Below are 13,098 nucleotides of genomic sequence, written 5' to 3' on the forward strand. Positions count from 1 at the left end.
TTGAGGACAATGTTAATAATTACAATTAATAAAAAAGCACGATATAATTATGAAATTTTTGAAACTTATGAAGCGGGCCTTGCTTTGACAGGAAGTGAAATTAAATCAATTCGAAATAATGATGTTTCTATTAATGAAGCGTTTGTTATTATTCGTAAAAATGAAGCGTTTGTTATTAATATGGTGATTGCGCAGTATAAATTTTCAACAGCTTATGCTCCTGATGCTGATCGTACTAGAAAACTACTTTTACATAAATCTGAAATTAAAAAGATTTTGCAGCGAATTAAATTAGAGCGATTAACAATGGTACCATTAAAGTTATATTTAAAAAATAACTATGCTAAATTAGAAATTGGTCTGGTTCGTGGGAAAAAGAATTATGATAAACGAGAATTAATTAAGCAACGTGATAATGAACGATTACGTCAGCAACGTTAATAAACAGATTAAAAAGATATTTTTTTGGGTGGTATTTTTTTATTTTAAAGCAATTTGTAGGTTGATATTTCAGTTACCTAGTATCTTTCTTTTAGTTGCATTTTGTAGTATGATTAATATGGTAAATTTTCTAACTAAGGGGTAAACAATATGAAATGAGATCCACAGCAAACGATTGAAATATTAAAAGAATATGTTTATAGTAAAAACCGAATTGATGAATATCGTAATCGAGTTGCTTTGTCAAATCTACAATTGCCACCTTTTTATGTCAAAGAAAATAATAATCAGTCGTTGTCATCCGTTGTTGTTCGTTTCATTAATGAAAAAGAAATAAAAAAAACATATGATAAAGAAACCTACCAATGAATTGTGACTAGTTTAGAAGAAATAATTTTAAATTCACTAAAGATGGCAGAAGATATTGTTGGGATTCATCGCCATGAAGATATTTATTTAGCATTATATGAAGATGATGGTGATTTGGATTATTTAATTGAAATTGCTAATTATATTAATACGACTGTTAAAATTATTAACTATACTTTATATGAAAAACATCAAACGGTAAAAGAAGTAAGAGTTGGGATTGGAATTGCAAATGATCCTTCGGAAGCAAAAATTTATGATTTAGAAGATAATTTTTTAGTTCCTTTTGATGATGGTGTTAAAGATAGTGTCCAGTTAGCAGAAATGTATGCTGCAGAAGTTATTATGTTTAATAACTTACCAGTTTGTACTGATGCATGGGTTTTTGTAAATTTAAGTGATGAGAATCAAGAATTGATTCGAAAAAATTCTCGTCAGTATTTTAACACTAAAATGCCACATCAACGATTATTTACTGATTTAGTTGATCCCAATATTGCATTAAAAATTGCACAAGGAACATTACAAATTTCAGAATAAGTTAAAACAATGTTATTTAAAGTTGTTTTAGCTTGTTCTTTTTTTGTTTGATATTGTTATTATTTGGGTATAATCATAGGTAGAAAGAAGAGAGGGCAAAAATATGAAAGCGTTAATTTTCAAAGGAAAAGATAAAATTGAATGAACAGAAACTATGGAACCAGTTATTATTGAACCAACGGATATTATAGTAAAAATTGAAGGGTTTACTTTTTCGCATGCCGATTATCGTCCTTATTTGGGCCAAGATGATAGTGTTGCTCCTGATACAATTATGGGACATGAAGGAGTTGGCGTTATTACCGCTGTTGGGGGTAGTGTTATTAATCTTCAGGTTAGTGATCGTGTTGCGATTGGATGTATTATTCATTGTAACATTTGTCAGTGGTGTCTTCGAAAAACTTTTGCCAAGTGTGTTAATGGTGGTTTTATTTTGGGAACAAAAATTAATGGGACGCATGCTGAATTTGTTCGTATACCATATGGTGATAATAGTGTAATCAAAATTTCTTCAGCAATGAATTTAGCGGATGCGTTAATGTTTAGTGATGTTTTACCAACGGGTTATGAAAATGTTATTAAAAAAGTTGATTTTCGTTGATGTATATGGTCATCATAGTAAAAAATTAGATTATTTTGAAAAACTAGGAGCACATAAGGGATATAATAGTACCAAAACTAGTTTTGATATTAAATATGATTTGGTGATTGAATGTGTTGGTAATGATCGTGGAACCTTTGAACAAGCTCAACAAATGGTTAATTTTAATGGTACAATTATTACAATAGGTGTTTTTAATAAATCTGTTATTTTTAATTTACAACAATTATGATACCAAAACATTACTGTTCACACTGGGATTTTAAATGTTTACACCCTTGATGAATTAGTTGCAAAAATTGAAACAAAAGAAATTTCACCAATGCAGTTAGTGACAAAAGCCTTTAATAAAAATCAAGTTTTACAAGCGTATGAAGCTTTTATGGACAAAGATATGTTTAAAGTTATGGTGAAGTTATAGCAAGAAATAGAATAGGGTGAAGTTAAAAATGGGTTTTTTCCAAAGATTAAAAGCAAAACGAGAAGAAAAAAAACAAATTAAATTAGAAAAGGCGTTACGTAAAACAAGGTTAACTTTTTCAAGTGATATTAAAAAATTAGCAAATAAATATAAAGAATATGATGATGAATATTTAGAAGATTTAGAAACAATTTTAATTGCTAGTGATATGGGAATGAATATGGTTTTGCAAATTACTGATCAGATTCGAAAAAAAGTGCAAAAAGGATGAAGTATTGATGATACTAATGACTATTTGGTTGAAGTAATTATGGATTTATATAATGATCCCAAAAGTAAACAAAACCAATTAAATTTAAAAGACAACCGTTTAAATGTTATTTTAATGGTTGGTGTTAATGGTTCTGGAAAGACAACGACAATTGCTAAATTAACTAAACAATTTCTTGACCAAGGTAAAACCGTTTTATTAGTTGCCGGTGATACGTTCCGTGCTGGAGCAGTTGAACAATTAAATCAATGAGCAGCACGTTTAAATGTTAATATTGTTAAACCAGTTAAAGAAGGACAGGATCCAGCCAGCGTAATCTATGATGGTTTAATAAAGGCAAAAAATGAGCAAGTTAATGTTGTTTTAATTGATACTGCTGGTCGTTTACAAAATAAAGTTAATTTAATGAATGAGTTAAATAAAATTAATCGTATTATTAAACGTGAAATTCCTGATGCTCCGCATGAAACATTATTAGTGATTGATGGAGTGACTGGCCAAAATGGCATTTCACAAGCAAAGAATTTTTCGGAAGTAACAGATGTAACTGGGATTGTTTTAACGAAAATGGATGGAACTGCTAAAGGCGGTGTTGTCTTAGCAATCAAAGACCAATTAAATATTCCAGTTAAATTAATTGGTTTTGGTGAGCAACCAGAAGATTTACAAGAGTTTGATATTGAACAATATATTTATAATCTAACAAAGGATTTATTTAATCATGACGAAATGGATGAGGCATAATGAAAGATTTAGAAAAATCAAATGAATTAATTATTTTATATGATTTATATAGTTCGTTACTAACCCCTAAGCAAATTGAATATTTTGAATTATATTTTTTTGATGATTATTCTTTAAGTGAAATTGCTGGACAAAAAAATGTTTCTCGTAACGCAGTTTATGATTCATTATTAAAAATTACAAATGCTTTGCATAAATTTGAGAAAAACTTGCAATTAGGATATAAACAACAACAATGTGAAGTTATTTGTCAACAGTTTGATAAAGTTGATGAATGTGTTCCATTAATAAAAAAGTTAAAAGAAATTGATAATGATTAAGGAGAAACTCTAATGAAAATTTTAATGATTGGTGATATTTATGGGAAGGTTGGCCGAATAGCAGTCAATAAATATTTGCCCTTAATAGTAAAAAAATATCAAGTACATTTAGTTATTGCAAATGGTGAAAATACAACTCATGGAAAATCGATTTCAAAGTATCATTACAATGAATTAAAATCATATGGTATTAATATTATTACATCTGGTAATCATATTTTTCGTAATCCCGAAGTATTAAACTATATTGAGGAAGTTAATGATTTATTGAAACCAGCAAATATGAATTCATTTACACCGGGGAACGGGACTGTTACGATTAAAGTTGATAATAAGAAAATCCGGATAACTAATTTAATGGGGCGTAGTTTTATGGACCCTGTTGATAATCCGTATACTATTTTTGAAGAAATTATTGCAAATGATGATAGTGATTTACATTTTGTTGATTTTCATGCAGAAGCTAGTGCTGAAAAATTGGCATTTGCTTGGAATTACGATGGCAGTATTACTGGTTTTTTTGGGACACATACGCATGTGCAAACAGCAGATAATCGATTATTACCGCAAGGAACAGCATATATTACTGATGTTGGAATGTGTGGTAGTTATAATTCAATTATTGGTGCTAATCCAGATGAAATTATTATTAAAGAAAAAACGGGATTACCAGTACGGTTTGAACCAGCAGAAAATGATGATCAATTAATTTTTTCTGCTGTTTTATTAGAAGTTGATGACAAAACAGATAAAGCAGTTAAAATTGAACGAATTTTAATTCGTCCTGAAAACGAAGCAGACTTTTTAGGATAAAAAAGGAGAAATTTAAATGGCTAGTTTTATTAAAACAGATCTTATCATTATTATTGTTTGCACCATTTTAGGGATTTTTCTTTGTTGTTTTTTGTTTTTTCGGTTTTACCGCCTGTTAAATAAAAAAGCGAAACCAGGACAAATTCAATTACCAGAATATATTAAGAATAAGCATTTTCTTACTGCTGATCAGTATGAATTAACAACATTGGGAGCAATTAATAAAGATAGTGAATATATTATTTTAGCAGTGCATGACTTATATGGCGCAAAAGAAAATTTTGCGGGATTAATTAATAATGACAAGTTATTAAAAAATAAAATAAGCATTATTATTTTTAACCAACGAAATGTTAAAGATAATGTGCCAGCTTGTATTAAAAATGTTGGGGTTTTAGTTAATGATATTTTTGATGTTATTATAGCATTAAAAAATAAATACGAACAACAGAAAATTATTTTGTTATTAGAAGGGTTTTCTAGTAATTTAATTGGCTTATTGTTAAAAAACAACCATTAATTGAAAAAGTTATCTTAGTTAATCCAGTTACTAATCAGAAAGGAATTCGTTTCTCAATTAGTAGTAAAATTGGAATTGGGTTTGGTTTTATTTTTAATTTAGATAAATTACTTAAAATTCATATTGATTATCAAGTTTTAAGTCAAAATGAAAATTATAATCAATTAATGTTGCAAAAAGAACAAACTTATTTTTTAAATCAAATTTTACAATTTAATAATTTAAATAAAAAACTTCTTAAACAACTTAATAAAATAAAACTAGCAACTTTAATTATTCAAGCAGAAAATGATAAATTTTATAATATTAAAAAAGCAAACTTAATTAGCAATGAAATGATTAACACTGTCAATATTGCAACAGAAAAACATTATCTTTTTACTGATAAAAATATTGATGATAAAATTTTTACAAAAATTATTAATTTAAAACAAAATTAGTTAATTTTAAGTTATAATAAATATGTTGTCAAGTAACAACATAAAACTTATTTAGAAGTGGTTAGTACGCTAAACGATGATCCACTAGCAACCCTATATTTAATTAGAAGGTGCTTTTAGCAGGGCAAGATGATATGCTACCAATAAGATTTGTTAGTTATTGAATAAAGTTAACTATTAATTTAAGTGTAAACATATTGCTATTAATGCCACATTATTATGATGTGGTTTTATTTATGATTAAGGAGAAAAGGTATGAAAAAAGAAAGAATTTTATTTACTTCAGAATCAGTATCAGAAGGGCACCCTGATAAAATTTGTGATCAAATTTCTGATGCTGTGTTAGATGCTTGTTTACAAGAAGACCCGTTTTCACGCGTTGCTTGTGAGTGTTTCGTTACAACTAATCGTGTTATTATTGGCGGTGAAATTACAACAAAAGCAAATGTTGATTATGCAGCAGTAGCGCGCAAAGTGTTAAAAGAAATTGGTTATAATAATGCTGAATGAGGAATTGATTGAGAAATTTGTGAAATTGAGGTTTTAATTAAAACACAGTCACCAGATATTTCGCAAGGAGTTGATAATTTTGGTGCTGGTGATCAAGGCATTATGTTTGGCTATGCAACCAATGAATCAGACAATTACATGCCGTTGGCTATTTCATTAGCCCACGCCCTAGTTAAAAGAGCAAGTATTCTACGAAAAGAAGGAATTTTTCAAGGAGCACGTCCTGATATGAAATCACAAGTAACATTAGATTTAACAAATTCTAAAAATATTTTTATTGATACAATTCTAATGTCATTTCAACATGATGAAGACATTGATGTAAAAAAATTTAAAGAATTTATCATTACCGAAATTATGGAACCAGTTGTAAAAGAATTTAAAATGAACTTAGATTTTAAAGTATTAATTAATCCAACTGGGCGTTTTGTCATTGGTGGGCCAAAGGGCGATGCTGGCTTAACTGGTCGTAAAATTATTGTTGATACATACGGTGGTTATGCTCGTCATGGGGGAGGTGCTTTTTCTGGAAAGGATGGGACAAAAGTTGATCGTTCAGCTGCCTATATGGCCCGTTATGTTGCTAAAAATATTGTTGCAGCAGGATTAACAGAACGTTGTGAAATTCAATTGTCCTATGCGATTGGGGTTGCTGAACCAATTTCAATTTTTGTTGAGACATTTGGAACAAACTTAGTTTCTAATGATGTAATTTTAACTGCCATTAAAGAAAACTTTGATTTTCAACCACAAGCAATGATTACAAAATTAGAATTACAAAAACCAATTTATCAGCAGACAGCAGCTTATGGTCACTTTGGTCGTTATCATAGTGAAATACCTTGAGAAAAACTAGATAAAGTCCAAAGTTTAGTAAAATATCTACTGGTTTCTTAATTTTTAGATATAATTAAAATAAAGAAAATAAGGAGAAAAAACTAATGGAATATAAGTTAATTGCTCTTGATTTAGATGGAACAACGGCTAGTCGAAATCGTATTTCAAAACAAAATATTGCTGCAATTAAATGAGCATTAGCAAATGACATTAAAGTTATTATTGCAACTGGACGTAGTATTGGTGCAATTCGGAAAGTGGCAAAAAAATTAGGAATTATCGAAAAGCAAATGCCAGTGGTTGGTTTTAATGGTGGGATTATTTATGATTTTGCAAAAGAAAAAATTATCCAACAAAATGCTTTTACAAATGAAGAATTAATTACGGTTTTTAATATTGCTAATGAATATCGAATTCAATTATGAGCTTATTCGGTTGCTAATGATCATTTAGCCTATGTTAATACTAACCGTGGCTTTATGGTAAAATGGATGAGTATTCATACAAAGCGAAAAAGAATCTTAGTAAAAAATAGTAATACTTTACATGAACAAGCGTATAAGTTTGTTGTTAGTGGGAAAAAAGAAAATGTTTTAAAATTTAAAGCAAAAATTTTAGTAAAATATGAATTCAATGTTTTTGATTCATCATATTTAATGAATCAAAGTTTAAATTTAGAAATTAGTCCAAAAAATAGTGATAAAAAAGATGCTTTAGAGTATGTGACAAAAATATATAATATTCAACCATCTGAAGTTATTGCAATGGGGGATAGTTCAAATGATTATGAAATGTTAAAATGAGCTGGCCTTGGAATTGCAATGGGAAATGCAAAGAACCATATTAAAGACATTTCAGATGATGTAACAGCCCATTATCGTCGTTCGGGGGTTGCGAAAGCAATTAATAAGTATTTTAAAAAGTAAAAAATATCAAAAAAGTATTGATATTTTTTTTGTTTTCCCTATAATTATTATGGTTGTAATTAAAAAACAAAAAGTTTAGTATAAATAAACAAAATTACAAAAAGGAGGGGTGCATATGATATTAGGTGAAAGGATTAAGTTGTTACGTCAGAAAAACAATTTAACAATTGAGGAATTAGCTAATCGCTGTGAATTAACAAAAGGTTTTATTAGTCAACTTGAACGAGATATTTCTTCGCCTAGTATTGAAACACTTCAAAATATTTTAGAAGTTTTAGGCACCAACTTAGCAGATTTTTTTAAACCAGAAAAAAACAAAAAGTTTGTTTACCAAGGAGATGACCACTATGAAGTTGAACAAGATAATTATCGTATTGAATGGTTAGTTCCAAATGCACAGGCAAACGAATTAGAGCCAATTTTAATTCAGATTAAACCATATAGTGAATCTGAACGAATTTTACCATTTGAAGGTGAGATTTTTGGATATGTTTTAGAGGGAACAGTAATGGTTTACTCCGGACAAAAAGCGCAAAAAGCACAGGCAAAAGATAGTTTTTATTTATATGGGAATAACCAACATTATTTAAAAAATGAGACAGCTGATATTGTTGAAGTATTGTGAATATCAACACCACCAACATTTTAAATTAGTAGAAAGGAAGAAAAAAATTGGAAAAAAATATTTTAGAATTACGTAACATTTCAAAACAATATGATGGTAAAGTTGTTTTAAAAGGAATTAATTTGAACATTAAAGAAGGGGAATTTGTTACATTATTAGGGCCATCAGGATGCGGAAAAACAACAACATTAAGAATTATTGCTGGATTTGAGCAACCAAATAGTGGTGAATTATTATTTTTAGGGAAAGACTATCTTAAAACTCCTGTTCATAAACGAGAAGTTAATACAGTTTTTCAAAACTATGCTTTATTTCCACATTTAACTGTTTTTGATAACATTGCCTATGGTTTAAAGATTAAGCGAACTAAATATGATATTTTAGAAAAGGAAGTTAAAAGGTTTCTTCTCTTAGTAGGATTAGAAGGTTTTGAAGATAAGTCAGTTGAGTTATTATCGGGGGGACAACGTCAGCGGGTAGCTTTAGCGCGGGCTTTAATTAATAAACCGAAGGTCTTATTATTAGATGAACCAATGGCAGCGTTAGATGTAAAATTACGAAAAAAAATGCAAGCTGAATTAAAAGCACTACAAGGAGAAATTGGCATTACTTTTATTTTAGTAACTCATGACCAAGAAGAAGCATTAACCATGTCTGATCGAATTATTGTAATGAATGATGGAGCAATTCAACAAGTTGGAACACCAACTGAAATTTATAATGAACCAGAAAATATTTGAACAGCGCAATTTATTGGTGATTCAAATATTATTTCAAATGCCATTTTTTTAAAAGATAATTTTGTTCAATTTGATGGAAAAAAATTTGAATGTGTTGACCGTGGTTTTGGTGAAAAAGAAGATCAAATTGATATTATGATTCGCCCTGAAGATATTGATATTGTTCCAGTTGGAAAAGGATTTTTCACTGGTGTAGTAACTAGTGTTAATTTTAAGGGTGTTCATTGAGAAATCATTGTTGAATGTAAAGAGCGAAAGTATTTAATTCATTCAACTGATAAAGTTTCAGATGCTGAAAAAGTTGATATTTCATGAAATGTTGAAGATATTCATGTTATGTGAAAAGAGATTGATGATTAAGAGGAGGATATGATGACAAACAAAGAAAAACCGCCAGGGAAAGTTAAAACTTGATTTAAAAAACAAACTAGTCGTATTAAATCACTTAGTCAGCATTTTGCGGTTTGATGTCGAACAAAATATCTTAATATTTCTTATCAAACAAAACAAAGTAAATGATTTAAGCGAGGTTTAAATCCAATTTTATGACCTTACATCATTATTATGATTTTATTAATTGTTGTTCCATTACTAATTATCTTATTATATTCATTTATTCAACCAACCGGAAATAGTTTAGTTTTTGAAATTAATTTTAAAAATTTTGTAACTTTTTTATCAGAACGAAAATTTGTAATTGCATTATTATTAGCACTAGGTTATTCATTTATTGCGGCGCTAATTGCAATTGTAATCGCGTATCCGGTTGCTTATGTAATGGCCTTTTGTAAGTCAAAACTATTATCAAAAAATATTTGAATTCTGGTAACTTTACCAATTTGAATTAATATGTTACTAAAAATTATTGGATTACAAACTTTATTTAATATTATTGTCCCAGGATTATTGGGAACCCCAATTTCAGTTGTAATCGGAATGGTATATGCTTTTTTACCGTTTGTAATTTTGCCAATTTATAACAGTTTAGATAAAATTGATAAATCATTAATTGAAGCTTCAAAAGATTTGGGGGCAAATGGTTTTAAAACATTTTGAAAAGTTGTTTTTCGCCAATCAATTCCAGGAATTATTGCTGGAGGAACGTTGTTATTAGTTCAAGCAGCAACCTCTTTGATTATTGTGAAGTTTATGGGGAATGGTCGTATTAATTTAATTGTTGATGTAATTGAATCGTATTTCTTTAAAGGAGAAAACTTTGGAATTGGTGCCGCAATTTCAGTTATTTTAGAAATTATTGTTTTTCTAATTATTGTGTTATCAAACTTATTATCAAGATATTTTGAAACAAGAAAGGGGCGTCGTAATGAAAAAATTTCTTAAATCATCTTATATGGCATTAATTATGTTGTTTATTTATGTTCCAATTATGATTTTAATTTTGTTTTCATTTAACAGTGGAGAGAGTATGAGTATCTTTAATGGTTTTTCTGATCGTTGATATAAGCAACTTGCCAATGAGCAACCATTTCTTCAAAGTATTATTGTTTCTGTTTTTACCGCTGTTATTGCAACAGTAATTTCGGTTGTAATTGGTACATTAGCAGCGATTGGTTTAAGTCGTGCCCGCAAAATTACACAAAAAATGATATTATCAATTACTAATATTCCATTAATTAATGCTGATATTATTACGGCTGCTTCGTTAATGATGTTATTTATTGTGTTGGGAGCTAACTTTGGGATGCTTACCTTAGTAATGGCTCATATTTCGTTTGATGTTCCTTATGTAATTATTACCGTTTTACCACGGTTACGAAAAGTTAATCCAAAATTACTTGAAGCATCATTAGATTTAGGAGCAAAACCATCACAAACATTACGAAAAATTATTTTGCCAATTTTAAAACCAGCAATAATTGCTGCTGCTGCAATTGCTTTTGCAATGAGTTTTGATGATTTTATTATTTCATATTTCACGGGGGGTGATGGTGTTAACGTTGCAACATTCATTTACACAATGAAACGGATCAAACCTTTTATTAATGCATTTGGAACAATTTGCATTGCAATTATTGCTTTTGTTATTATTGGTTGAAACGGTTGAAACATTTATAAAATTAATTACAATCGCTTACGTCGTGAAATGTTAAAAGGAACCTACAAAGATAAAGATATTATGCGTTATGAAAAGAAATTAGTGTTATTCTATCATCAACTTAATACCAAAACATTTCAAAGTGAAAAACAAAAAGAACATTTACGTTGAAAAATTATTAAATTAGAAAAAAAATATGACAAAACTTTAGTATGAATTAAAAATAAAAAACAAACTTTTATTGAACGACAAGAAATTAAAGAAAACATTAATAAGATGTCACGAAAAAAATTTTGTTGATTTGCTCGTAGTTGAAAACTCGCAACGTTAGCAATCATTTCAGTTGGTTCAATTGGACTATTAACAGGAGTTTATATTAGTAATAATATTTATGACTTAGCAGTTGCAAACTGAGGTGGTTATATTACTTCGGACTTAATTAGTAACTTTGAAAAGAAATATAATGTTAAAGTTAAATATAGTGTTTATGATAGTAATGAAACATTGTATAACAAACTATATACAACACATTATGATGTTATGGTTCCAAGTGATTATATGGTTAATAAATTAGCACAAGAAGGACGCTTAGAAGAGATTGACTATCAAAAATTAAATAGTGTTGATAAAAACTTTAATATTATTAAACCTAATCCAACATATGATGAAAATAATTCAGGTAAATGAACAATTGGTAATCAATATTTTAATGATTTGAATGTTGATATTGCCGCAGTCAAAAAGATAAATCCAGAATTTTATAAAAATTGTATTGAGACAAATATTGATCCAACGCAATCAAAATGTTTTGATAAAACATATGCGGCGTCATTAAATAATGGTTTGTTAAATATTTTAAATAAAAACGAAGTTAAGGTTACTGACAAATTAGCGGTCCAATCTAATGCTGATATCAAAACAATTGTAAATTACAGTTTACCATACTTTTGAGGAGAAGTTTCGTTAGTTGTTAATCCAACAAAAAGTAACTTAGATTTTTTACAAGACATTTTTTCCAAAGCAAATGTTAATTTACCAGGACAAGCAAAAGGTAAATTTGGTTATCAACGTGAAAAATGAGATTCTGCAACAAATCGTGATCAAATTGCTATTAATAAAGTTACTTACAACAATGTTTATTCAAATGGAATTTCATGAGATATTCTATGACAAGCAGCGGCAGCTAAGAAACGAGTTCTAGTAAATAATGATCCACGAAATTTATTTATGTTAGCGAATGAAAAAAACTATTTTGAACCAGTTCCAAAAACGCAAAGTCAAGTTGATGTAGATTATAATGAGCTAACAACACTGTTAAAATATAATAATGTTGCTTTAATGAACGATGAGTTGCTTAATGCTGTTGGTGATGGAAACTTTGACTTTGCTTTTATGTATAATGGTGATGCTATTTATGCTGACACATTATTCGCAAATAATAGAAAAGAAGCTAGTGGGACAAAATTAATTATTACTCGCCCACGAGCAACAACACAGTGAACACCGCAAACAACTGAAGGAACAAATATTTGAAGTGACAATATGGTATTAGCAAAAAATGATCGGCATAAAGATTTAGCCTATAAGTTTATGAATTATGTTGTTCAAAATTCAACAGCATTAACAGAAGAAGCAAATTATACTTCACCTTATCAACAAGTAATGGATTATGAAAATAATTATAACTATTATAGTAATGGTCATAATCCTGATTCGGGGGCAATGGTTAACTATCGTCGTGATTATGTCCCAGTAGCAAGATTTGATCAAATTCTTCAACAGTATATTGCTAAGCCGCAAATTTCAGATGGCCCATTTATGTTAACTGACTTAGACGCGTATCTTTTAAATAAATATAATATTTTAATTGCTGGAAAAAATTAGAGATGTTTTATCTCTTTTTTTCTTGCAAGGAAAATAAAAA

The 13,098-nt window shown here is 28.8% G+C and carries 15 protein-coding genes and 1 riboswitch; all 15 genes read left to right on the forward strand.

The window, feature by feature from the left end; translation table 4 throughout:
• Positions 1 to 9 precede the first annotated feature (9 nt).
• Positions 10 to 441 (forward strand): SsrA-binding protein SmpB, encoded by a 432-nt coding sequence (smpB, locus tag ACOBWH_RS01045; protein ID WP_424526694.1) that lies wholly within the window; start codon positions 10 to 12, stop codon positions 439 to 441.
• A gap of 150 nt (positions 442 to 591) precedes the next feature.
• A complete protein-coding gene (locus ACOBWH_RS01050; protein WP_424526695.1) occupies positions 592 to 1,350 on the forward strand; it encodes a hypothetical protein in 759 nt (252 codons plus the stop codon).
• Positions 1,351 to 1,453: 103 nt separating this feature from the next.
• On the forward strand, positions 1,454 to 1,969 hold the full coding sequence (locus ACOBWH_RS01055) for an alcohol dehydrogenase catalytic domain-containing protein (RefSeq protein WP_424526696.1): 516 nt from the start codon (positions 1,454 to 1,456) through the stop codon (positions 1,967 to 1,969).
• Positions 1,923 to 2,372 (forward strand): zinc-binding dehydrogenase, encoded by a 450-nt coding sequence (locus ACOBWH_RS01060; RefSeq protein WP_424526697.1) that lies wholly within the window; start codon positions 1,923 to 1,925, stop codon positions 2,370 to 2,372. Before ACOBWH_RS01055 ends, ACOBWH_RS01060 begins: the two co-directional genes overlap by 47 nt.
• 28 nt (positions 2,373 to 2,400) lie before the next feature.
• Complete coding sequence (ftsY, locus tag ACOBWH_RS01065) at positions 2,401 to 3,387, forward strand: signal recognition particle-docking protein FtsY (protein ID WP_424526698.1); 987 nt, start codon at positions 2,401 to 2,403, stop codon at positions 3,385 to 3,387.
• A complete protein-coding gene (gene ylxM, locus ACOBWH_RS01070) occupies positions 3,387 to 3,707 on the forward strand; it encodes a YlxM family DNA-binding protein (protein WP_424526699.1) in 321 nt (106 codons plus the stop codon). Before ftsY ends, ylxM begins: the two co-directional genes overlap by 1 nt.
• A gap of 12 nt (positions 3,708 to 3,719) precedes the next feature.
• A complete protein-coding gene (locus ACOBWH_RS01075) occupies positions 3,720 to 4,520 on the forward strand; it encodes a TIGR00282 family metallophosphoesterase (RefSeq protein WP_424526700.1) in 801 nt (266 codons plus the stop codon).
• A gap of 16 nt (positions 4,521 to 4,536) precedes the next feature.
• A complete protein-coding gene (locus ACOBWH_RS01080; RefSeq protein WP_424526701.1) occupies positions 4,537 to 5,040 on the forward strand; it encodes a hypothetical protein in 504 nt (167 codons plus the stop codon).
• Positions 5,041 to 5,207: 167 nt separating this feature from the next.
• The gene (locus ACOBWH_RS01085) at positions 5,208 to 5,480 is read left to right on the forward strand and encodes a hypothetical protein (protein WP_424526702.1); all 273 of its coding nucleotides are present in this window, start codon (positions 5,208 to 5,210) and stop codon (positions 5,478 to 5,480) included.
• A gap of 44 nt (positions 5,481 to 5,524) precedes the next feature.
• A riboswitch (SAM riboswitch) is annotated at positions 5,525 to 5,630 on the forward strand.
• A 105-nt stretch (positions 5,631 to 5,735) separates the two neighbouring features.
• Complete coding sequence (gene metK / locus ACOBWH_RS01090; RefSeq protein WP_424526703.1) at positions 5,736 to 6,887, forward strand: methionine adenosyltransferase; 1,152 nt, start codon at positions 5,736 to 5,738, stop codon at positions 6,885 to 6,887.
• 44 nt (positions 6,888 to 6,931) lie between these two features.
• Entirely contained in the window at positions 6,932 to 7,753 is an 822-nt protein-coding gene (locus ACOBWH_RS01095; RefSeq protein ID WP_424526704.1) for an HAD family hydrolase, read from the forward strand.
• A 115-nt stretch (positions 7,754 to 7,868) separates the two neighbouring features.
• Positions 7,869 to 8,402 (forward strand): helix-turn-helix domain-containing protein, encoded by a 534-nt coding sequence (locus ACOBWH_RS01100; protein ID WP_070406360.1) that lies wholly within the window; start codon positions 7,869 to 7,871, stop codon positions 8,400 to 8,402.
• A gap of 23 nt (positions 8,403 to 8,425) precedes the next feature.
• The gene (gene potA / locus ACOBWH_RS01105) at positions 8,426 to 9,478 is read left to right on the forward strand and encodes a spermidine/putrescine ABC transporter ATP-binding protein (RefSeq protein WP_424526705.1); all 1,053 of its coding nucleotides are present in this window, start codon (positions 8,426 to 8,428) and stop codon (positions 9,476 to 9,478) included.
• Positions 9,479 to 9,487: 9 nt separating this feature from the next.
• A complete protein-coding gene (gene potB / locus ACOBWH_RS01110; RefSeq protein WP_424526706.1) occupies positions 9,488 to 10,459 on the forward strand; it encodes a spermidine/putrescine ABC transporter permease in 972 nt (323 codons plus the stop codon).
• On the forward strand, positions 10,443 to 13,058 hold the full coding sequence (locus ACOBWH_RS01115) for an ABC transporter permease subunit (protein ID WP_424526707.1): 2,616 nt from the start codon (positions 10,443 to 10,445) through the stop codon (positions 13,056 to 13,058). Before potB ends, ACOBWH_RS01115 begins: the two co-directional genes overlap by 17 nt.
• Positions 13,059 to 13,098: the final 40 nt, after the last annotated feature.

Origin of the sequence: Spiroplasma endosymbiont of Glossina fuscipes fuscipes, from assembly GCF_049669535.1 — a bacterium.
Taxonomy (GTDB): Bacteria; Bacillota_I; Bacilli_A; order Mycoplasmatales; family Mycoplasmataceae; genus Spiroplasma.